General features: G+C 31.6%; 19 protein-coding genes. 9 read left to right on the top strand and 10 right to left on the bottom strand.

Annotation, left to right across the window (positions count from 1 at the left end; all coding sequences use genetic code 11):
• Nucleotides 1–4: 4 nt before the first annotated feature.
• Nucleotides 5–1,183 carry an aspartate aminotransferase family protein gene (locus AC3VJB_RS03780; RefSeq protein WP_167713880.1) on the top strand — a complete coding sequence of 393 codons (1,179 nt, stop codon included), beginning with the start codon at nucleotides 5–7 and terminating at the stop codon, nucleotides 1,181–1,183.
• A gap of 112 nt (nucleotides 1,184–1,295) precedes the next feature.
• Here the strand turns inward: AC3VJB_RS03780 and AC3VJB_RS03775 are convergent, their stop codons facing one another.
• The 7 genes from AC3VJB_RS03775 to AC3VJB_RS03745 all read right to left on the bottom strand — a co-directional run bounded on the left by AC3VJB_RS03775 (nucleotide 1,296) and on the right by AC3VJB_RS03745 (nucleotide 6,883).
• Nucleotides 1,296–2,450: a hypothetical protein gene (locus AC3VJB_RS03775; RefSeq protein WP_073184171.1), complete on the bottom strand. Its 1,155-nt coding sequence runs from the start codon at nucleotides 2,448–2,450 to the stop codon at nucleotides 1,296–1,298.
• Nucleotides 2,451–2,790: 340 nt separating this feature from the next.
• Nucleotides 2,791–3,660, bottom strand: a complete 870-nt coding sequence (locus AC3VJB_RS03770; protein WP_497666777.1) for an AbiTii domain-containing protein — start codon at nucleotides 3,658–3,660, stop codon at nucleotides 2,791–2,793.
• Nucleotides 3,661–3,815: 155 nt separating this feature from the next.
• Complete coding sequence (locus AC3VJB_RS03765; protein WP_167713882.1) at nucleotides 3,816–4,409, bottom strand: hypothetical protein; 594 nt, start codon at nucleotides 4,407–4,409, stop codon at nucleotides 3,816–3,818.
• A 151-nt stretch (nucleotides 4,410–4,560) separates the two neighbouring features.
• Nucleotides 4,561–5,091, bottom strand: coding sequence for a hypothetical protein (locus AC3VJB_RS03760; RefSeq protein WP_167713883.1), 531 nt, complete (start codon nucleotides 5,089–5,091; stop codon nucleotides 4,561–4,563).
• Between the two features lie 160 nt (nucleotides 5,092–5,251).
• Nucleotides 5,252–5,680: a hypothetical protein gene (locus tag AC3VJB_RS03755; RefSeq protein WP_167713884.1), complete on the bottom strand. Its 429-nt coding sequence runs from the start codon at nucleotides 5,678–5,680 to the stop codon at nucleotides 5,252–5,254.
• A 151-nt stretch (nucleotides 5,681–5,831) separates the two neighbouring features.
• Nucleotides 5,832–6,515 (bottom strand): hypothetical protein, encoded by a 684-nt coding sequence (locus AC3VJB_RS03750; protein WP_167713885.1) that lies wholly within the window; start codon nucleotides 6,513–6,515, stop codon nucleotides 5,832–5,834.
• A gap of 230 nt (nucleotides 6,516–6,745) precedes the next feature.
• Complete coding sequence (locus AC3VJB_RS03745) at nucleotides 6,746–6,883, bottom strand: hypothetical protein (RefSeq protein ID WP_167713886.1); 138 nt, start codon at nucleotides 6,881–6,883, stop codon at nucleotides 6,746–6,748.
• Between the two features lie 285 nt (nucleotides 6,884–7,168).
• On the opposite strand from AC3VJB_RS03745, the gene AC3VJB_RS03740 reads away from it, so the two are divergent.
• The 6 genes from AC3VJB_RS03740 (at nucleotide 7,169) to thrC (ending at nucleotide 15,828) form a co-directional block, all read left to right on the top strand.
• A complete protein-coding gene (locus tag AC3VJB_RS03740) occupies nucleotides 7,169–9,601 on the top strand; it encodes a PAAR domain-containing contractile injection system baseplate protein (protein ID WP_497666776.1) in 2,433 nt (810 codons plus the stop codon).
• On the top strand, nucleotides 9,561–10,607 hold the full coding sequence (locus tag AC3VJB_RS03735; RefSeq protein WP_167713888.1) for a hypothetical protein: 1,047 nt from the start codon (nucleotides 9,561–9,563) through the stop codon (nucleotides 10,605–10,607). The genes AC3VJB_RS03740 and AC3VJB_RS03735 overlap by 41 nt, the downstream gene beginning before the upstream one ends.
• Before the next feature lies 1 nt (nucleotide 10,608).
• Complete coding sequence (locus tag AC3VJB_RS03730; RefSeq protein ID WP_159495147.1) at nucleotides 10,609–10,854, top strand: hypothetical protein; 246 nt, start codon at nucleotides 10,609–10,611, stop codon at nucleotides 10,852–10,854.
• Between the two features lie 306 nt (nucleotides 10,855–11,160).
• Nucleotides 11,161–13,605 carry a bifunctional aspartate kinase/homoserine dehydrogenase I gene (gene thrA, locus AC3VJB_RS03725; protein ID WP_497666775.1) on the top strand — a complete coding sequence of 815 codons (2,445 nt, stop codon included), beginning with the start codon at nucleotides 11,161–11,163 and terminating at the stop codon, nucleotides 13,603–13,605.
• Between the two features lie 2 nt (nucleotides 13,606–13,607).
• On the top strand, nucleotides 13,608–14,537 hold the full coding sequence (locus AC3VJB_RS03720; protein ID WP_437824555.1) for a homoserine kinase: 930 nt from the start codon (nucleotides 13,608–13,610) through the stop codon (nucleotides 14,535–14,537).
• A 10-nt stretch (nucleotides 14,538–14,547) separates the two neighbouring features.
• Nucleotides 14,548–15,828: a threonine synthase gene (thrC, locus tag AC3VJB_RS03715; RefSeq protein WP_437824553.1), complete on the top strand. Its 1,281-nt coding sequence runs from the start codon at nucleotides 14,548–14,550 to the stop codon at nucleotides 15,826–15,828.
• Nucleotides 15,829–15,877: 49 nt separating this feature from the next.
• Here thrC and AC3VJB_RS03710 read toward each other — a convergent pair whose 3' ends face one another.
• The 3 genes from AC3VJB_RS03710 to AC3VJB_RS03700 form a co-directional block, all read right to left on the bottom strand.
• Nucleotides 15,878–17,002: an alpha/beta hydrolase-fold protein gene (locus AC3VJB_RS03710; RefSeq protein WP_437824551.1), complete on the bottom strand. Its 1,125-nt coding sequence runs from the start codon at nucleotides 17,000–17,002 to the stop codon at nucleotides 15,878–15,880.
• Between the two features lie 85 nt (nucleotides 17,003–17,087).
• Nucleotides 17,088–20,645: an ABC transporter permease/M1 family aminopeptidase gene (locus AC3VJB_RS03705; RefSeq protein ID WP_497666774.1), complete on the bottom strand. Its 3,558-nt coding sequence runs from the start codon at nucleotides 20,643–20,645 to the stop codon at nucleotides 17,088–17,090.
• Between the two features lie 3 nt (nucleotides 20,646–20,648).
• On the bottom strand, nucleotides 20,649–21,530 hold the full coding sequence (locus tag AC3VJB_RS03700) for an ABC transporter ATP-binding protein (protein ID WP_497666773.1): 882 nt from the start codon (nucleotides 21,528–21,530) through the stop codon (nucleotides 20,649–20,651).
• A 207-nt stretch (nucleotides 21,531–21,737) separates the two neighbouring features.
• Here AC3VJB_RS03700 and AC3VJB_RS03695 point away from each other — a divergent pair, with 207 nt between their 5' ends.
• Both AC3VJB_RS03695 and AC3VJB_RS03690 read left to right on the top strand, forming a co-directional pair.
• The gene (locus tag AC3VJB_RS03695; protein WP_497666772.1) at nucleotides 21,738–22,868 is read left to right on the top strand and encodes a sensor histidine kinase; all 1,131 of its coding nucleotides are present in this window, start codon (nucleotides 21,738–21,740) and stop codon (nucleotides 22,866–22,868) included.
• A complete protein-coding gene (locus AC3VJB_RS03690; RefSeq protein WP_239179577.1) occupies nucleotides 22,861–23,562 on the top strand; it encodes a LytR/AlgR family response regulator transcription factor in 702 nt (233 codons plus the stop codon). Before AC3VJB_RS03695 ends, AC3VJB_RS03690 begins: the two co-directional genes overlap by 8 nt.
• The last annotated feature ends 25 nt before the right edge of the window (nucleotides 23,563–23,587 follow it).

The raw sequence follows: 23,587 nt of genomic DNA, 5'->3' as shown, positions 1-23,587 counted from the left end.
TTCTGTGAAAGACGATTTTTTTAAATACCAAGGCCAAACCACACCTCACCCATTAGCTATTGAAATCTCACACGCCAAAGGAAGTTATATTTATGATAGCAACGGAAAAGCGATGTTAGATTTTGTTGCAGGAGTTTCTGCAAATAGTTTAGGACATAATCATCCTAAGGTAAATGAAGCTATAAAAAATCAATTGGAACAATATACCCATGTAATGGTGTATGGTGAGTTTATACAAAAACCTCAATTAGAGTTGTGCAAAGCCTTGGCTGCTACCTTACCTCCTAACCTTTCGTCTGTTTATCTGGTAAATTCTGGTACCGAAGCTACCGAAGGTGCTCTAAAATTAGCCAAACGTTTTACGGGTAGAAGTGAAATTATTGCCGCTAAAAATGCGTATCATGGAAATACACAAGGTGCTATGAGTGTTTGTGGTGCCGAACAACAAAATCGTGCATTTCGTCCGTTAATTCCAGGAAGTAAGTTTATTGAATACAACAACGAAATAGATTTAGAAAAAATAACATCTAAAACAGCGGGTGTTATCTTAGAAACCATCCAAGGAGGTGCAGGATTTATCGAGCCTAAAAATAACTACTTAACAAAAGTAAAACAACGTTGTGAAGAAGTTGGAGCTTTATTAATTTTAGATGAAATTCAATCAGGAATTGGACGTACAGGAAAATTTTGGGGATTTGAAAATTACAATGTTATCCCTGATATTATTATTACAGGAAAAGGTTTAGGTGGTGGAATGCCAATCGGCGCTTTTATAGCTTCTTTTGAAATAATGAACTGTTTAAAAGAACACCCGAAATTAGGACATATTACTACGTTTGGCGGCCATCCTGTAATTGCGAGTGCTGGATTGGCGACCGTACAAGAAATCACTTCCTCTAACTTAATGGAAGAAGCCTTACGAAAAGAAAAAATTATTCGCGATGCCTTTAAGAATCATCCTGCGGTTAAAGAAATTAGAGGAAAAGGATTAATGCTTGCTTTACTAGTAGATACTCCTGAAGAAGCTTCACAAGTTATTTTAAACTGTTTAGATAAAGGGCTAATTTTATTCTGGCTACTTTTTGAAGGAAAAGCCATTCGTATTACCCCTCCACTCACCATTTCTGATGAGGAAATAGAAAAAGGGTGTGAACTTATTGTAAGTGAGTTGGATAAGTTGTAGTTTATCAACAATTCAACACCCTAAAATTATTATTATGTAAGAATTAAAAATAAATATAGTAACTTTAAACAACTGGACTAGTGTTTTTCATAGGAGCCATTGTTATGTGTAGTTATTCTATTTCTAAATCAAAGTTTAATTTAATTAAAGAAACTTTATGAGATGGGTAATTAGTTGATAAAGTATAAATATTTTTATTAGTTAAATCTATAGATTGTCCCCATTGCTCGTCATTTTCATTTCTATGATAATATGACTTTTCAAGGTTACCGTTAAGATCATATTTTGCTATTGCCATTCGTCTTGGTCCAAAACCTATTTGCTCATTAACAGCTCCGATTAAATATGTATTACCATTATTGTCAGTTTTAAAATCTTCAATGAACTCAAATCTGTTATAGGGAAAATTGTTAATAGTAATGTTTTTTTTCCAAATTAACTGTCCTTCAAATGATACTTTACAGAAAATATGTCTACCATTTTGTCTATCGGGCATTACAGATAAAATATAATTATTTGTTTTATTAATTATGAAATTATCATATCTAAATGTAAAGTCAAAAAAAGTGTGAAGCTTTAGTTCCCACAATATATTGCCTTGTAAATCAGATTTTATGATATATGGTTCTATTTCAGAGATACCTAATTCTTTTTTAAAACAAGATAAGATAATTGATTCGTTATCAAGACTGATAATGTCATTGAAATTTTTATACTCATCAGGAAAGTTTATTTCATTAATAAAATTGCTGTTTAAGTCAAATATCAAAATGCTTGATTTTCTATTTTCTTGATTTCCAACAATTAAATTTTTTAAGACAAAAAGATTGTTTGAAATAATCACAAAATTATTCACAAAAGTTTTATTATCTAGTTCTTTTTCCCAAATAAGATTGCCTTTATTTGAAGTTTTTATAAGCATAGATTTATTCTCATAGTCAGTTAGATAAGAATATGCTATGTAAAGATTATTGTTTTGTGGAATAGTAATTATATTTCTAGACTCAATGTTTCCGTTATGAAAACTAGAATTTTGATTAAACTGATCTCTAATAGGGGATTTCTTGTCTGTTATATTTAAGTTTTGGTCTAGATAATTAATAAATAGACCTTCAGAATTATTGTCTTTAAAAGAAATCCCAGAAACTAAAATATCATTATTAAAGATATTTAGATCTAACCAACTTATATAATAAGGATTTTCAACAGGGTAATATTGTTTCTCTCCAATAATCAATTGAGTAGGTTCACCTTGTTCTTCACTCATATCGATATCATCACTATTACAGCTAATGAAAGTTAAGAAAAATAAAAGTAAAACTGTTTTATTCATTTTTTAATTAATATTTTGTAGCTTATTACACATAACGGTTTGGGCTATGAACAGTTGGGGATTTTATGCCCTAACTTTTCAGTTTAGCACCGACCTTTGTTTTATGTTTATAGTTTGGTTTTATCACTTTCACCCCAATTGTTTATAGCCATTGTTAGGCACAGTTTTTTTAAAATCCGTAATATTTTCCAATTGCTTCGGCTAATAAACTTCCAGCAGCTCCAATTCCAACATTCCACGAACCATCTAAAGCTTTATTAACCATTTTTCCAATTCAACCATTTACTTTCGCTCCAAAAGTCTTCTTTACTGGGTTTGGTTCTTCTGTGTCAATGATTTCAACTAATTCAGCTGTGTCCTCTGCTGATATTCCATTTTGTTGTAAGAAATCAGAAAGTTCATCTTTGTTCCCTTTATTTATTGTAATGTTAGCTTCAATTTTAGCTTTGTCGCCAGTATTAATTACATTGCCATCTCCAGTCGTTGTAATATTATTTGTCGTCATATAATGTAATATTGTTTTGTTATTTGCTTCTCTTTGTTCGTTATAGTCAGTCAATCCAATTTCGTAGCCAAATTGCTCAGCGATTTCCATTGAAAATGCTAATAGATTTGTTCTTACAGTTTCAGTAATTCCGAGCATTTTACTGCTATTACCAATTAATCTTGCTCCAGTAACCTGCATTCTTATGTCACTTCTATAAAGTTTTGTCGCATAAGGTTGTATTTGAGGTAATAGCTCTAACGGAATAGGAAATTGAAGTTCATAACTACTACCTTTTTCGCTGAATTTTGAATTCATATTTTCTATTTCTCTGATACTTTCGTAAACAGGAATATATTTGCAAAATTCTTGAATGTCTTTATCAAGTCCAAAAATTGGTATTTCTTTATTTGGATGACTGTTCCAGCCAGCTTGAAAGTCCACGTACAATCTTGAGCCAATTTTTCTATAATCAGGTAGATTTGAATCCACCGAATAGCCTTTAATTTCATTTAGTGTGTATTCAGTCAATTCCGTATTTTTAGTAATTCGACCAAAATAATTAAGTTTCATCAACGGATTGATAAGACTTTTTTCAGCGTCTATTAAATCATTGATTACGTTATTTAAAACAAAGGTATTATTTGTTTTTTTTGTCATTTTGGTTCAAATTGTGCCTAACGTGTTTGGCTATGGTTTCGTTGCGTGAAAATCCGCGAGGATTTCTCCGCCGTAAACCGAAGATAGCAAATTTGCGAGGATTTTCGGTAGAAAATCCGAAGCAATGAACTATAGTCGGTGTTGTAAGTAGGGCTTTATCTTTTCAGTGCTATATTTTCATGAACCCATTTCACTTCGTCTTTTGGTTCAATTTCTCCAAGTTTACTACTACATCTACTAAATGTTGCTACAGGAAAGTCATAAGGTTTACTGTCGTCAAAATATGGTCCAACTACACCTAACATCCATCCATTTTCAGCAGCCCAATGTGGCTTATTTGTCATATACTTAAATACATGATAATATACATTGTTACCGTCAAAATCTATTTTTACTTTTTCAAGATGTTTTATTTCATCAGGTGCTTTGTCCAATTCAGTTGGGAATTCAAGCCAGTTAACTAGTTTGCTTTCTGCACCACTTTCAATTGTCAGATATTCTTTAGGGAATAGTTCCGTTTTATTATGTTCGGATAGTATTTGATAAGTCAGTTCGCGAGTTTTATTATCTTTTGCATATTCCAGGATTTCATCTTTCTGTATTTCTCTGCCGTTTTCTAATTTTTCCACAAGCGGTTTAATTCTTTCAAATCTCAACTTATGAGTTTTAGCACTTTCTCTTTTGAATGCAAAATATCTGTAAATTATGAACAGAACTATAATTCCAATTATTATAAATATTATTTTCATACGTCGTTTTTCAGCCTTACTTACAACGTTCTCGGCTATGAGTAGTTGCGTGGTTTAGCACTGAGATTTGCAAGCAAACACCGAGTTGGAAATTCCGCAGGAATTTCCAAAGTAGGCAAGAACAAGCAATTACTTATAGCCATTGTTGTGCTTAGTTTTTTATTTGTTCAAATTTATAAGTTTTTACCCATTCACTTCCAGCTCCTAAAATTAAAATCGCACCAGAGTTACTTATTCCTTGTACTAAAATTAATTCATTTTCCGATTTAGATAGGATAGCTTTTGCCTCATAATCCTTTGCATAAATTGGATAAAACGGAATTAATTCTCTATATCTTTTAAGCGAAAAAGATTTATCCTTGATTTTTCCATTTAGTCTAATTGATTTTAGTTTTTTTTGGTCACGAGTTAATGAGATTTCAATTTCATTTGGTTTAATCAATTCAAGTTTAATTATGTCCGATTCCAAGTCAGTTGTGTCATTGTATTTTTTTGAGTTTAATTGTAGTGTTCTCCACAAAGTCAATTCAGTGTTTGAATCAGAAGTATTACTATAAATTCCATTAATATCCGCACTATTTATTTCAACTTCACTTTTTTTAATCAGCTTTTTTGTTCCAAAACTTGGTATACAAGATTGAAGTACATAACAGTAACAAATTAATATTCCGATTTTTTTCATCAAATTAAGCACAACGGGTTTGCATAGAAGTCAGTTTGGGAGAAAATGGCAACGCCTTTTCGACCTTTGCACTGACTTTGGTTAAATGTACTTGATTTTCGATAGAAAATCAACCCCAAATTGCTTTTATGCGTTGTTGCCCACCGTTTTTTATTGTTCATCATAGCCAATTCAGAACTGAAAAAAAACCGATAATTGTCAGTCCAATTAGCAGAATTCCAATTCCGATACATCCTATTTTATAAGCTTTGTCTTTCCAAGTTTCTTTATATTCAGGGAATAATTTGTCTTTAGATTCTCTGTCTTTGTTCGTAAGTTCTACATAGTCAAAGAAGAATTCTCCATTTTCATCAGTCCAGTCTATGTTCAACTCAACAGATTCGACCTTGTTTTTTTCATACTCACGATTTTCAGATTCAAGTCCGGCTTTTAGTAATTCAACTGCATAAAGTTCAAGCCCTTTCCGGTTTGCTTTTATACAACTTTCATCTGGTCCACCACCATATTGATAAAATCCGAAATATGCTTTCTCTCTTTCATTTCGATTTTCTAATTCTGTTATTATCTTTTTTAGTTCTTCGTCTGTCATTTCTCAAATGGTGGGCAACGGTCTCGGCTATGAGTAGTTGCGTGGGTTAGCACTTAACTTTGCAAGTACACACCAAACTGAAAATCCGCAAGGATTTTCAGAAATAGGCAAGAACAAGCAATTACTTATAGCCATTGTTGTAAGGCGTTTTTTATTCAGTTTTATATTCTATTTTCACTTCGTTTCCTAGGAAAAACGATTCATTCTCCTTTTTTACAAAATTCAAATTCGGTTCATGGATTATTTCCAAGTTGTTATTGTCAATCCATTTCGCAGAAACTTTTTTACCTTTTCCATTAAAGTACATTATTCCAGCTCCACCACCTGAATTCCATTCCATTATTCCGCTTGTATGGATATATTTTCCGTTCGTAAATTCTTCGTTGATTCTGAATTCCTTTGTTCCATCAGCAGTTGAAATTCGGACGAGTTCGTTTGTCGTAAACTCAAATTTTTGTCGAACTCTTCTTTTTGCTTTTGGCTTTTCAGTCGATATTAATTTCAAGAAGTTCTGTAATTCAGTTTTTCTTTCCTGAATTGTCTTTTCATCTGCACCAAGTTCTTTCCACAATTCCAAGTCAGTTCCGCTATCAATTATTTCTTTTACTTGCTTTAAAATTTTAGGCTCAAGAGATTTTGTTTCCCATTGCGCTAAAGCAAGTCCGAATAATGAATTATTTCGGTCGTCCGAATCTGAAAAATAATCAGCAAATTCCGTTTTTATTTCGTTTGAAACCCAAACTTGATTTCCTCCATTATTATACTTTTCGAAAAAGTTCGAGTAAATATCTAATGTGGTATCATTTCCTTTTATTTCAGTGTTCCAAACTCCCATTCAGTTTCGATTTTCAAATGCCTTACAACTAGTTTATATGCGTAATAAAATTACTTATATATTCCTTTTACGGTAGGATATGCGGAACTTTTAGCAATTTTATTAACACCTTCAAATATAAAGAAATAAGATAAAAAAGTGTAATTTTTTTATCGGGATTACAAACTAAGCCTAATTAGGTTGTCTTCCTTCTTCAATAATAAAAGCAATTTTAAACAAGTTGACACACTTTATTGAATACTCCCCCATTGGGTCGCTGATATCACGGCGTGCTCCGAAGACACCACGGCACGGGTTGCTAATATCACGGCATGCTCCGTTAACACCTCGGCACGGATCGCTGATATTACGGCATGCTCCGAAGACACTACGGCATGAGTCGTTATTATCTCGTTACGATTAGTTAATACTTTTCTCTACTATGTTATTATTTTTTTTCTTAGGATATAATAAGCTAAAAGTATTTTCATTGTTTTTTAGAACATTATTTATGCTTTTAACTCAATGTTAAAGAACAAAAGATATATCATTACTTTTCTAGCTGTAACCATGGTTTCTTTTTTTGGCTCTACAAATAACCTCACTAAAAAAACATAAACAACTGATAATTAATGCTTTTTTTTATTATTTTAGTTCGCAAAAAATAAAAAGCTATGTCTAAAAAACCAGTTGTAACTCTAGGTAGTAATCACCTATGTCCAATGTGTAGTGGGTCTACACCTCATGTTGGAGGACCTGTTACCCAAGGAGAGCAAAACATTTTAATTAACGGTAAACCTGTGGCAACTATTGGTAGCATGTGTATATGTAATGTAGGTATGGATACTATAGTTACTGGAAACCCAAGCATTCTTGCTAATGGTAAACCTATAGCATGTATAGGTGATATGACTGCACATGGGGGAACTATTACTTCTGGAGAGAATAATGTTCTTGTTAGTAGTAGCTCACCACAATCAACTGTAGTGATGCCTATTGATCAAATTCCATTTCCTGATATTAGTTTTAAAGACAGAATTGGGGCTGCTTTTACTGGTAACACAAAAATGCTTAAACAAGCTGAAGCCAATCAACAAAAAATAAAAGAACTTGCTGAGCAACAAGAGCAAGAAAAAAAAGAAAAAGAACTCCCAAAATTACAAGGTGAAATTATTTTTATAAATGGTTATTTAAGCGACTTTAAAACAAACAGCGAATCACACTGGAATGCTATAATGGATTTAAACCCAGATAAACCAGGTTGGTTCACCTCAAGAGGTGAAAACACTAATGAATATAAACGTACTGATCATGATGATTATTATACTGCAGAACAACGTGAAAAGGACCTCCACAAAAGTAAATTTAGAAAAATTGTTGAAGAAAAGTTTAGAAATCCCAATACGTTAATTTTTAAAACTCCCGAAAGTAAATATTATGGTTACTGGAATGATATTGCTAATGACTACAAAGCTACAAAAACCTACGCCAAATACTTTAATGCAGAAGGTAGAGTGCACTACATTAATGGTTCACATGGGCTAGGAAGTAGCGGAGCACATAGAGTTGATCATGGTATTGCTTTAGGCTATGAATGGGCTCGTTATAATTGGAAGCTCATCAAAAAAGAAAAGGTTGATGCTAAAAAAGAAGAATCTCCACAAATAGAAAGCTATTCTCCACATTATAAACCCATAACTATTGTTGGTCATAGTCAAGGTGCTTGTATGGCAGCAGGTGTAAAACTGGGTATTATTAAGTATGCTAACGAAATGGGATGGAAAAAAGTAGCCATAAATACCATTTTTTTAGGAGTGCATCAACCTAAAGGATTGTATGGAAAAAACTACGATAGTCTTATTAAGAAAAAAACACAAGAGTACATGGTTTACAAAAATGCTGTACTTAGAGGAAAAAATGAAGATAGCGGACATAAATTTTTAAGTGCTATTTCTGAATTGTATAGTCCCAAATATAAAAAGGTTTTTAACAAACGAGGTTTATTTGAACATGTAAAAGCTATTTGTTACGATTGGAACGCTTATAAGAGTAGAGCTGTACAATTTACTTTTCCGAACGACAGAGGTGATTTAGTAACTATAGATGGAGATATACCAGAAATAAAAAGTGCCTGTCACCCTAAAAGAGATAAAACGTTATTTAGTGCTGAATATTTTCATAAACAAGATAGTATTCCTTCGTATTACCAAACACAACAAAATAAAAAAATCATTGATTTGTCTATGTATGGAGCTGAAAGTGGCTATGTAGTTATTCCTCCTTATGTAGCTGAAGAACGTTACGATTACGATGCTTTAGAAAAGCTAGACTCTCCCACTATAAATCAACAAATACACGGTATACATTGGAAGGGTTATAGTAGAGTAGCCATACGTTGGGGTGCAGCTATGAATGCCTTCAAACTAGCTAAATCAAGCTACCAGAACTATACAAAACATAAATTTACCGCAAGTGCTGTTGGTGATCTTTTAATTGGGACTTACACGTTTATAGAAAACAATCATAAAAAAATAGCGTTATATAAAAAACTAATTGCTAGTTATAACAATAAAACGATTAAAACTAACCTTACTAATTTGTTTGAAGGACATTTTAAAACTCCTATTAAGGTACCAAAACACCTCACCCGTAAATGGAGATATTCTAGCAACGAAAAGTATGCTATCATTCTATATAATTTAGTCTATGTAACTTATCAAAATATGCTACTACAATACGCTCCCTTACAAAGTGCTGATTTATATGCTCACTTTGCTCCTGTGGGGCATATTTTACACACAAAATTATTACAAGACAATAGTGGTAGTTTTAATGATCAGTACGGTAATACTTCTATATTTGAACGTATAAAGAATGCTGGAAAAGATAAATTCTATAGAATGAAATATAAAGTAGAACTTGGAAAAGAGTTAACAGATGAAGAAAAACGAAAACAAGAAAAAAAGAAAGTTGAAGAACTAAAAGATAAACTTATTGATTCTTCTATTGCTGACACAGAATATATAAATAATGTTATCAAAGCATACGTACACAAAAAGAAAAGTTATGAATCTAAGTTATATGATGAAAGTAAAAATAAAAATTAGTGCTATTTGTTTGCTTTTGTTAACTAGTTCTAGTTGTAATTATTTAAAAAAGAAAAAAGCTATACAAAAAATGGAAAAAGAATATACAGAATATCAAGATTTACATAAACATCAAGGAACAGAAAATTATGATGTAATTACGTTGTTTAAAGAACACTCTATAATTGAAGAGAAATTAGCTGAACAAAAACAACTATTTTTATCTGTTATAGGTAAAGAAAAAGAAAAGTCTAAAAGAATAAAAGTAGATTTTTTCGGAAACCTATTAGGCACAGGTTTATCTTCTGAAACACTAATAGATGGTACTATGTCTGGGTATAAAACATATGGAAACTGGCTCATTAATAATGACACTACTTTAAATAAATATATAGACCCTTTTTTAAATAAAGAAATTAAAGATCCTTTAGATTATAATTTCAAAAATGTAGAAAAAAGAGAATGGTTACAAAAGTTCAAAGAACTATATTTAGATGCCTCATATGTACATATTGACTCATATGATTATTATTTTAAAATCAAAGAAAAGTGGTATTTAATTCAAACTTATAAAAAAGCAAAAGAGTTAAATATTGATATAAAAAAACAGTATCCTACCAAAATAGCTCCCGAAGAAGTACGTATGGTAAAAATTCCTGAGGTCTTTGATAATTTATTAGAAAACAAAACCCTACAATTAGCAGAATATGTAGAAATGGACAAACAAAAAAGTAGTGGTTTAAACCCTATTAGTTTTTCCTCTGGTTATTACATGTTCGAATTACATTTACCACAAGGGGATATCTTAAAATTTAGACGTTATGGTGCCATGGGGTTTAATGCTGATATGAATATATATCAAATACCTAAAGAATTAGGTGGTAGCGACGAAGTTTTTTTTATAGAACAATTACCAAGACAAACTTATCCTGATAAATCCTTTGCTGGTTTTTATGCCATACGACCTAAAAATTACAAAAAATTATCTGAGTATAAATCATATTCCGAAAAAGAGAAAAAAAATTAACATGAATAAAAAAAGTGATAATTTTGGTTGTACACATGTGACATATGGTATTGTTTTCTCTGATATCATTGCTATAATTATATGGCATGAAAAATATATATCTGGTAAATGTAGTTTTTGTACAGGCTTAGGTGAGTTTATTATTTTGTTATTGTATTTAGGAGTAGCTTCAACTATCGGAGCTTTTCTATCACTACCTTTTCATTACATCTATCACTACATTAAAAAGAAAAAACAAAATAATTAATGTTAGCTTCATAAATTCTACTAAAACACTCAAAGTTTTATTTTTAACAAAAAAACAACAACTTTTCTTGTTTTTTAGAACATAATTTATACATTTGGCTCAATGTTAAACAACAAAAGACATATCATTTCTATTCCAGCTGTAACTACGGCTTCTTTTGTTGGCACAACAACTACAATTATTATTACAACCCTTTAGGGGTTATTTTTCTACATATCATTTCCGTATATATTTATTTTTTCAAAAGACTTGAAAACAGATAAATAGCTTAAAAAATCTTATTTTTAATTTATTATTCATTTTAAAATGAACGTTTTAAAATTTGGTGGTTCTTCGGTAGCCAACCCTCAAAACATAGAAAAAGTAGTACAAATCATTGCCAATGCCTCTGTAAACAGTCCACTTATTGTGGTGGTTTCTGCTTTTGGTAAAACAACGAATAAACTTATTGCATCGGCAGAACAAGCTGCTCAAAACAATGCGAATTATCTTGAAAACTATAAAGAAGTTGAGTTAGTACATTTTGAAGTAATTGAAAAATTAGTCCCTGATAATCAGCAAGAAGAAGTTAAAAAGCACATAACTTCCCTTTTTAAACAGCTGAAAACCTTACTAGAAGGTTGTTTGTTACTAAACGAAATTACACCCAAATCACTAGCTACTATTAGCGGGTTTGGTGAATTATTATCTTCTTACATTATTGCAAGCATTGCTAGTAAGAAACTAGATGTAGTATATAAAGACAGTAGAGAGTTAATTACAACTTCCAACGCCTTTGATAAAGCACAAGTTGATTTTCAAGTAACCAACGCTAATTGTAAGGAGTATTTTGGCAATAATAAGCACCAAGTAACTTTGTTACCTGGATTTATAGCTCGCACAAAAGACGGTAAATCAACTACCCTAGGACGTGGAGGATCCGATTATTCTGCGGCTATTTATGCGGCTGCTGTCAATGCTGATGAATTACAAATTTGGACAGATGTTAGTGGTATGTACACTGCGAATCCTCATATGGTAAAGCAGGCATTTCCTATTCCACATATTTCGTATCAAGAAGCCATGGAATTGTCACATTTTGGAGCAAAGGTTATCTACCCTCCTACCATTCAACCAGTGTTGGAAAAGGAAATTCCCATTCGAATAAAAAACACTTTTGAACCTGAAAATATAGGAACACTCATTTCTAAAATTACCGAAAACGGAAAACCAGTAAAAGGAATTTCTCATATCGAAAATATTACCTTACTAACTTTAGAAGGAAGTGGCATGGTAGGTGTTTCTGGCATTTCTAAACGTTTATTTGAAACTTTATCGACGCATAATATCAATGTGGTATTAATCACACAAGCTTCTTCAGAACACTCTATTTGTGTGGGAATTTATGATGAAGATGCCAAAAAAGCAGCTCTAAAAATCAACGAAGCTTTTGCTTTTGAAATAGAACGTCATAAAATAGATCCGATTATTGTAGAACAAGGCTTGGCAATTATCGCTTTGGTAGGTGATAAAATGAGAAATCACCAAGGTTTGAGCGGACAAATGTTCAGCTCTTTAGGCAAAAACAACGTAAATATTCGTGCCATTGCCCAAGGTGCTTCAGAAAAAAATATTTCTGCTGTTATCAATAGTTCAGATGCCAAAAAAGCATTAAATACGCTACACGAACAGTTCTTTGAAGAGAATATAAAGCAATTAAACTTGTTTGTTACGGGTGTAGGAAATGTTGGGGAACGCTTTTTAGCACAAATCCACCAGCAGAAAAAGTACTTAAAAGAACAGTTAAAACTGAATGTACGCGTTGTAGGGATTTCCAATTCTAAACAAATGATTTTTGATGAAGGTGGTATCAGCTTAAAATCATGGAAAGAACAATTACAAAACGGAGAAAAAAGTTCTTTAGAGCTTTTTTTCCAAAGAACAAAAGCGTTGAACCTTCGTAATTCAGTTTTTATTGACAATACAGCCAATCAAAAAGTTTCTGAAATATACGAACACTATTTAGCCAACAATATAGGGGTGGTTACTTGCAATAAAATAGCCTGTGCTTCTGAACTCAACAATTATAAAAAGTTAAAACACATTTCACGAAAATACAGTGCACCATTTTTATTTGAAACCAATGTGGGTGCTGGTTTACCTATTATTGATACGCTTAAAAACTTAATTGCTTCTGGTGATCGAGTGCATAAAATACAAGCGGTGTTATCGGGCTCTTTAAACTTTGTTTTCAATAATTTTAATGAAAGTATTTCTTTTCAGGATGTGGTACAACAAGCACAAGAACAAGGATACACTGAACCCGACCCTAAAATTGATTTGAGCGGTGTTGATGTAGCTCGAAAAATATTAATTCTTGCGCGTGAAAGTGGTTATGAACTAGAACTTTCAGATATTGAAAACAATGCTTTTTTACCTGAAAAGAGTTTAAAAACTACTAATAATGATGATTTTTATGCTTCTTTAACCGAGTTTGAAAGCCATTTTCAACAAGTATATAAAGAAGCTGTCGATAAAAATTGTCGTTTAAAATATGTTGCTGAATTCAATGATGGAAAAGCAAGTGTTGGCTTACAACACATTCCGTTTGATCATCCTTTTTACAATTTAGAAGGTAGCGACAATATCGTATTGTTTTTTACAGATAGATATCCTGTAAATCCCTTACAAATAAAAGGAGCCGGTGCAGGTGCTGAAGTAACTGCTTCTGGAATTTTTGCTGACGTCATACGAATTGGAAATAATATATAAAAATGAACTATTTAAAAATATTTTCACCAGCAACCGTTGCCAATGTTTCCTGCGGATTTGATGCTTTAGGCTTAGCGCTCGAAACGGTTGGTGATACGATGACTTTTACCAAAACAATTACAAAAGGTGTTAAAATCACAAAAATAACTGGAGCTGATTTACCATCTAACCCACAAATAAATGCTGCGGGAGTGGTTGCGCTAGCGATGTTAGAAAAGCATCCAGTTGATTTTGGTATCGACATCACCATTCACAAAGGATATACTCCTGGAAGTGGTTTAGGAAGTAGTGCTGCCAGTGCTTCGGGAGCTGCATTTGGTGTAAATCAGTTATTAGGAAATAGCTTCTCTCCTCTTGAATTGACTCAGTTTGCTATGCTAGGAGAAGAAGCTACTTGCGGAACTCCGATAGCTGATAATGTTTCTGCGGCTATTTATGGTGGTTTTACACTGGTACGTAGTTACGAACCTTTGAGTATTGTAAAAATTCCTGTACCTGCTGATTTAAGAGTGGTGGCTATTCACCCTCAAGTTGAAGTAAAAACCAAAGACGCCAGAGCAGTATTGCCAAAAGAGATTCCTTTAAAAGATGCGGTTACACAATGGGCGAATGTTGGCGGATTGATTAGTGGATTGTATACCAACGATTATCAATTAATCGCAGACTCTTTAACAGATATCATTGTTGAACCTGCTCGTAAACATTTGATTCCTCATTTTGATGAAGTGAAGCAACAAGCAATTAAGGCAGGAGCTTTGGGGGCAGGAATTTCAGGTTCTGGCCCTACAATTTTCACTTTATGTAAAGGAGATGCAACTGCCGAAAACGTTTATAAAACCATTCAAAACACGTATCAAGACAAACAAATTGATTTTAACATGATTCTTTCTAAAATCAATACAGAAGGAATTAAAATTTTAGAACAATACTAAACACAAAATTATGAACTATTATAGTCTCAATCATACATCACCTAACGTTAGCTTTGAAGAAGCTGTTGTAAACGGATTAGCTCCAGATAGAGGATTGTATTTTCCTGAAAACGTTACTCCATTACCAAAAGAGTTCATTGATAACATTGGTGAATATTCTAATGAAGAAATTGCGTATGAAGCCATCAAGCAATTTGTGGGTGATGAAATTCCGAAAGACGTTTTACAAGAAATCATTAAAGAAACCATCAATTTTGAGTTTCCTGTGGTATCTATTGAAGAAAATATCGGTACACTAGAATTATTTCACGGACCTACCATGGCTTTTAAGGATGTGGGAGCTCGTTTTATGGCTCGTTGCTTGGGGTACTTTAATCGCGATAAAAATCAACAAGTAACCGTATTGGTAGCTACTTCAGGCGATACTGGAGGTGCTGTTGCTAATGGATTTTTAGGAGTGAAAGGTGTAGATGTGGTCATCCTCTACCCTAGCGGAAAAGTAAGTGATATTCAAGAAAAGCAATTGACTACTTTAGGACAAAACATTACTGCTTTAGAGGTTAACGGTGTTTTTGATGATTGTCAAGATATGGTTAAAACTGCTTTTTTAGATGCTGAAATCAATCGTACGTTAACCTCAGCAAACTCTATTAATATTGCTCGTTGGTTACCCCAAATGTTTTATTTTTTCTTTGCTTATAAACAAGTTTATAAGCAACATAAAGAAGTTGTTTTTTCAGTACCTAGTGGAAATTTTGGAAATATTTGCGCAGGGATTATGGCGCAAAAACTAGGGTTACCTATCAAACACTTTGTGGCTTCGACCAATGTAAATGATACGGTTCCTAATTATTTAGCAAGTGGTGAATATCACCCTAAACCATCTAAAGCGACCATTTCTAATGCCATGGATGTTGGAAATCCGAGTAATTTTATCAGAATTCAAGAATTATTTGATAATGATTTAAATACTTTAAAATCAGTATTCTCTTCTTTTTCTTTTTCTGATGACGAAACTCGTGACACTATGAAGAACATCTATAAAACCTCAACCTATATTACAGATCCACACGGAGCTGTTGGATATTTAGGTTTGAAAAAATACGGATTACAAAATGAGTATGGAATTTTCTTAGAAACAGCACATCCCGTAAAGTTTTTAGATGTTGTAGAAGAAGTTTTAAATGTAACTGTTGAAATTCCACCACAAATAGCATCTGTAATAGACAAACAAAAAGAAGCTATACAAATTAGTTCCTATCAAGAATTGAAAGATTTTTTAAATGCTTAACACAAAAAATGCCTCAAAAGTGAGGCATTTTAAATTTTATAAGGTTCATTTACAATTTGCCCTTTGCTTCTTGTAAGCCTTCTTTCATAACTTCGTCAAATTGAGAGTTTGGATAATCTTTTATACCTCTTTCAAAATACTTACTGGCATTTTTATAATCCTTATACTTTAAATAAAACTGCCCCAGCCTGTTTTGCCAGTATGCGCTTTTATATCTATTGGTTTCTAAAACGTCTTTAAATTCTTCCATAAAAAAACTAAAGTATTTAAAGTTATCACGTTTCCATGCTAACCAAATCAATGCATTTTTTGTACTATTATCTATTTTTCCGTCACCACCAAAACGTTTAGCTCTTTCTTTGAAATAAGATTTTAGATAAGGGATTCCTCCTGCTTTTTCATAGGCATCAATACTTTCAAACACCAATGAATCATAGTTGTGATAATAATACATGATTCCCTTGTGCATAGCTAAATGAGGCATTGTTTCATGTACCTCATCATTAAACAACTCATACTTCCAAAGTAAATTTTTAGGATTGTGCTTTTTTAATATTTTATTAAACTCTTCTGTAGATTCAATATAATATATATCTCTTTTAGAATTAGCCATGTATAAATACACATCACTATCTGATTTAAAATTTTCAACTAGCTTTTCAGAAGCATAGCCTCCATCCGTTATAATTGCTCCTTTAAATAAATCGTTTTCCTCTAAAATAAGTTTACTTATATAATATGCAGCAGCCTCCCAACCATAAATAACACGTTCGTTCGTAGTTCTAAATTTATCATCTATAAATTTGATTACTTCGTCTTTTAAAAAAGAAGTGAACTTTTGTCTCTCTCTATTAAATAATGTTCTTCTTAAAGGATTTTCATTTTTTATTCCTACAACAATCATTTCTGGAATTGCTCCAGGTGTTCTCAATGATTTCTGAATAGCTACACCATTGGTAAAAAACCACTGACCATCTAAAATGTACAAAACAGGATATGCTTCTTTTGAAGTAGTATAACTATCGGGTAAATAAACCTGAATCTCTCTATCTTGATTTAAAATAGTTGATTTAATAGTATAATTAGTTCCTATGGTTACCTTTCTTTCTGGTGTTTGAGAAAATAAATAGAGGGACCAAAATAAAGTGAGTAATAGCGTAATATGTTTAGTCATTTGATAAAAAGTTTAAACTCAAATGTAAAAATATGATTGCCATATAATTAACATTTGAGTTTTTTTATAAATACTTTAACCAAAATTAAAGTTCTATCACATTATCTACTAAATTTTCATCATTTCTTGTTCCGTAAGGATCTATAGCAATATAACTAGGTTTTTCATTTACTATGAACGAAACTTCTATGAGTTCTCGGTTGATTTGTTTAGACTCATAATACAACACAGTACTATTATCTTTTACTTGTAAAGGATGGGTTGTAAAGATTCCTATTTTGATAGGCTCATTAATCCCAATTTCTTTAATATCTCCGTTTTCCATTGTTTCAAACCGTTTTGCTTTTATGGTGGCGATAACTTCATAGGTTCCATCCGGCAACTCCTTATACGAACTTTTTTCTACAGCTATATCGTAAGTTATTACCTTTTTAAACCAATCTTTTACCAATGGGTGATATTCTTCGGGAGTAATCTTATATATTTCTTCAAGTAATTCTATAGTATGTGCTTTAGGAGAACTTTCAAATCGATGTCGGTGTGTAATGGTTTTTACTATGTCATTAACTTGCTTCTCTCCTATCAAATCTCTTAATGCCATTAATACGGTATAAGCTTTACCATAAGAAATATAACCTTCTTCTTGTACTTTATAAATTGGAGGTTCAATGTTTTCACCAAACGCTCTTCCTAAAAAATATCTCCTGCGTGCATCTTCAGCTAACTCATATAAAACACCTTTTCCGTACATCTTTTCTAACACTACGGCTTCTGTATATTTCGCTAATCCTTCTACTAATAAAGAACCACCCGCTACTGGCTTAGCTATTAACGTATGTCCCCACCATTGATGTGCTACTTCATGAATTGTTCTTTTAGCGACTAAATTAAAGGTGTTTTCATCACGAACATCTGACAAGTATAAACGATCTTCAGTCATGCTAATAACCCCGGGATGTGCAAATCCACCAAACCCCCAATGTGAAGGAACTTCTGCAATTCGAACATGTTTAAAATTATACGTTCCAAAATTTTCTTGACAATATGCTAAGGTTTCTTTTGTACTTTTCTCTATTTCATCAATATTAAAATCGTGACTAGCGTTGTAATATTGTTCTATAGAGATTCCATTATATATTGCTTTTTTAGTTGTATATTTTGCAGAAAAATAGGCTACCATAGGTAATATTTTTCCTTTTGATTTGTAGTGGTAATAGTTTCTATCGTTTTCTGACCAAGTTTTAATTAAATCTCCTGAGCTTATGGCTATTTGGTCTTTATGTGTAGAAACAACTGTTTCAAAACGCACTTTTTCAATTTTAATATCTTCTAATGCTATATGCACATCTGAGTTATCATCCTCATCTCTTTCTGGTAATCCTCTTTTTTTACGTTCTGTTTTATCCAAAATTTCAAATCCAGAAGCATATCCTATAATAGGCTCAAAATTTCTAAAAGTTATATAGGTACCATTGTTAACAATACTTTTGTCTTCTTCATATCCTTTTAGTTCTTTTTCTATAACAAAAGTATAAGCTACAGAATCGTTGGGTTGTAGTTTCTCTTTAAATTCAAACACATAGGCTCCATGTGTAGTATCTTTTGTTGATAAACGAGCTCTTTCTAAATGAATTTGTTTTATAGGTATTCGTTCAGTTATTAATAATTTGGATACTGCTTCATTACTTTTATTTTTTAACACATAATTTGCCTTGACAGTATACTTTCTTTTCTTCGGAAAAATAGCTACTTCTGTTTTTTGAGAAACTGGATATAGCTTTTCTAACGTTTGATAATGTTTATACTTACGTTCGTAATCTTCACTAAGATTTAAGTTATCATCATTCGTATGGTAATCTGAAAGAAAATTGGTATTGTAAAACACTAAGCTTCCTGCTCCAATAACTAACAAAGAAAAGCTTAAAAGTAATATCCTCTCTGTTAAGTTATAACCTTGCTTTAGTTGCTTTATTTTATACGAAAAACCTTTTACCATTCCTCTATTCCAAACTTTAAAAGCTATTAAAACAAATAAGACTCCTATCCCTAGCCAATACAACCCTAAATGATTAAACTGTGTAGTATTGCTATTATACATAGCCATATCTCCCAAGGCTACTCTAGGCATAAAACCAATACTTGTTAAAGGGTGTTCTAGACCTAAAAGATTAGCTTTCATACTTATTATAACTAACAAACCAAAAGCTCCCATTCCTACATACTTACTTTTAGCTATACTATTTATAAACACGGCTAGCATAGCGTATATGATAAGCTGTAAACCATAATAATAAAATACAGAAGCATACATACCAATGTTTATACTTTCAAAACCTAAACTAACTTGAAAAGTAATACACATAAATATTCCTAAAGCAATTAATAATATGGGTAATACTGATAAACTGATAAACTTAGCAGCAAAAAACACCCAATTTTTAGTTGGAGTTGCCCCAATAATTAAATTAAAATTTACGCTATGTTCTCTCCATACTATTTCTGAACCATAAAAAATTAGTAATAAAAGACCGAAAAGGGTTAACGGATTTGTAATAAGTTCTATTAGTTGATTTGTAAATGGATATACACTTACTCCGTATTCACGCCCTTCAACAAAATTTGCATACAACTCAGAAAAAACAATTAGTAACCACATAGCTACAATTACTAAAAAAGGTAAGCTTTTAAACACACTATTTAACTCTAAACGTACTAATGACAAAAGCCCTTTTATTTGTGCTGTAATATTGTATGTTCCTTCTATTGCTTTATAGGGAGTTAGCTGTTTTATATTATTTTTTAATGTTTTTTGTTTCTTTACTTTCTTCGTAATTTTTCTAAAAGAAAACCTTTTATAGGTAAGGAACAATATTCCAAGAGAAAAAGCTATCCAAAGTATTCTATTCCATAAAAACAATCCTGAAAAAGAAAGTAACTGCGTATTTTTCTGATGAGCTGTCCAATACTGAGTTTGCTCAAAAAAAGCTGCTATTCCAAAAGAATCTGCTATTGCGGCTACCGACATCATTTCTGGTGATGCAGGAACAGATTGGGCTAATAAGGGTGAATTTAAAAAAATAGAACTCACAAAATATAACATATAAATGCATACTGCACTTGCGTAAGTTGCAATGCTATTTTTAGTAAATATACTCACAGAGAATATTAAAGAAGTACATATAAAAATATTAGGTAGCACTATATAAAACCAAGGCTGTATATAATTAAGTAAACTAAAGGTTCCTAACCTTTCTGCATCTAAACCAGAAAAGTAGTTCCCTAATATATATCCGACTATAAAAGGAGAAAAAGCCAAAACACTAAATATAAATGCTCCTAAAAATCGACTCCAAAAATAATGCTGTTTTGTTATTGAAGAGCTATAAATTAAGCCCTCCATATGATGCTGTTTGTCTCTTATGGTAGCAGTTACCGTAAAAAACATAATAATAAAAACACTTCCTAAAGTAAAAAGACCTGTATGAAAATAAACTTGATAAACAGCATTAAAGTTTACTCCAGTAGGCGCATAACCTTGACTTCCTGTAAAATAACCTAATCCTAAAAATAATATTGAAAATATTGGAAAGGCTCGTTGTTTTAATTGATAATACGTTTCAAATTGTAATAATTTCTTAAACATAGACTAGGCTTTTTTATGGTGAAACAACGTAGTGAAATAGTAATCCTCTAAGTTTGGAGTAATTCTTTCAAATCCATTTGATAAAGTAGCTTCAGAGAAAACCCTTATTTGTGTTTCGCCTGATACTAATTTGGTTGAAATTATATCATATGTCTTTCTATAGTGTTCAATATCACTTTTAGCTATAATTTTTGTCCAAATATTGTTTTGAATACTCGCTACCAGCTCTTTTGGGTTTCCTTGAGATATAATTTGTCCTTCAGATAATATTGCCATTTTAGTGCATAGGTTTCTAACATCTTCTACTATGTGAGTAGATAAGATGACTATCACATTCTCTCCTATTTCACTTAAAAGATTTAAAAAACGATTGCTTTCTTCTGGATCTAAACCTGCCGTAGGCTCATCTACAATAATTATTTGAGGGTTTGCCAACAAAGCTTGCGCAATTCCAAAACGTTGCCGCATTCCTCCTGAAAATGTATGTACCGCTTTTTTTCTGTGTTGATAGAGGTTTACTTGCTGTAATAAAGAAGTTACTTGCTCTTTTCGCGCTGAGTTATTAGTAATACCTTTCAGAATAGCTAAATGATCTAACAATCTTTCGGCTGATATTTTAGGGTACACACCAAATTCTTGAGGTAAATACCCTAAGTATTTTCGTATTTCTTCTGGCTTATTAATAATATTACAGTCGTTAAACACAAGCTCTCCAGAAGAAGGCTCTTGTAAAGAAGCGATAGTACGCATTAAAGAAGATTTACCTGCTCCATTGGCACCTAACAAGCCAAACATTCCGTTCGAAATTTTTAAGTTAATTCCGTTTAATGCTTTAACTCCGTTAGGATATGTTTTTGTAAGGTTTCTAATTGTTAATGTATTCATATGTGGTTAGGTATTTGTTTTCTACAAATCTCCAATACCTTACCTTTCTGATAAATTAAAAATGATATATCAGCTTATTTTTAACACACATAATATTTATTTAAGTACTAACTAAAACTCAACTAAAAAAGCTACTTGTTCGTATAAAAAACAATAGTGTTTGTCAATATAATTGTGAAAACAGTTTTACATGAGTAATTTTGAAGTATGATTGATTTTTTAAAGAAATACAAAGCTTTTCTTATTGGCTTTTTAATTATAATTCCGTTGTTCATTTTATTGGATTACATAAATGTTCTAAATATCCCCAATGACCAGCCAGTTGAGGTTATTGTAATCATTATTTTTTGGGCGTTAGTTGTAGGATTACCCATACATAATTATCAATATTTAAAAAGGAAAAAGAAAGCCGTAATTGGTATTCTTTCGCTTTTTCTACTGTTGTTTATTACGGTGTTGATTGATTCTTTTATGAAGCTTCCAGATAACCCAATCACATTCATTTTATTAATAATATTTTGGTGCGGATTAGCTTATTTTTTAGTACCTAACTTCATTAAAAAATATTGGAAATTCATAGCCCTTCTATACACTCCATTGCTCTTATACTTTTTTTATCTCAGATTATTTTCTGGTGATTTAGAAGCTTATTTAAAAGTAAAACAAGAAACCCCTTTTTATATATTCTTTTTGCCTATTCCTATTTTCTTTTTTCTTTGGATTTTTGAACAATGGAAATGGGTACAAGAGTTAAAAAAAGAAAAATCTAAAACTGAATTATCACTATTAAAAACCCAAATAAACCCGCATTTTTTCTTCAACACATTAAATAACTTGTACGCACTTACAGTAAAAAATTCTCCTCAAGCACCAGAAGTTATTTTAAAACTATCTGACATGATGCGCTACACAATTTACGATGGAGAAAAAGAAACAGTAAAAATTTCAGAAGAAATAGAATACCTAAATAATTACATCGAACTTCATAAAATCCGATATAAAAAGTCTGTAGAAATTACTTTTAATCACGACATCGATACCTCTTTAGACATCCCTCCTTTACTGTATATTATCTTACTTGAAAATGCCTTCAAACATGGTATAGAAACGCTAGCAGAAAAAGCTTTTATTCATATTAATTTATACGAAGATGCTCATTTTATTTACTTTGATATAGAAAATAATTTTGATTCTAGTGAACTCAATAATTCTAAAGGAATTGGATTACAAAACCTAAAACGAAGATTATCTTTGCTATACAAACAACAACATGAACTAAGTATTAGTTCCACAAATAATATCTATAAAACACAGTTAAAAACACCAAAGCATGCTTAACTATATAATTATTGATGATGAGCCTTTAGCTCATGAAATTATAACAGAATTTTGTAGCATGCTCCCTCATGTTCAATTAGTAAAAAGCTGCTATAATGCTATGGAGGCTATGCAATTTTTAAATGAGCATACTGTTGATTTTATGTTTTTAGATATAAACATGCCCAAGTTAAAAGGCTTGGATTTTTTAAAGACGCTGTCTAATCCACCTAAAACCATTATTACCACTGCATACAAAGAATACGCTCTTGAGGGGTTTGAACTAAATGTTGTAGACTATCTTTTAAAACCTTTTAGTTTTGATCGTTTGGTAAAAGCTGTTAATAAAGTATCAGACACTTTACCTATCAAAACAATCAACAAAGAAAGTATACAGACAAGTCAAATCAATACTCGTATTTTTATCAAAGGAGATAAAAAACACCATCAAGTTGATTTAAATGATTTGTTATTTATAGAAGCTTACGGAAATTATACTAAACTATTTTTAATAGATGAAATGATTGTAAGCCACGAAAAGATTTCTCATTATGAAACTATCTTAGATGAAAACAATTTCCTAAGAGTACATAAATCATTTATTGTTGCTGTAGATAAAATAAAGTTTATAGAAGGGAATCGTATTATAATTCATGAGCATAAGGTTCCTATTGGTCAAACCTATAAAAGCCTAGTTAGTAAACTTTACAACTAACATCTATTTTATTTTTCTTTTATCT

This window comes from Tenacibaculum sp. TB-53 (genome assembly GCF_059716285.2).
The sequence above is the reverse complement of the archived record's forward strand: the minus strand, read 5'-3'. Positions and strand labels throughout refer to the sequence as shown.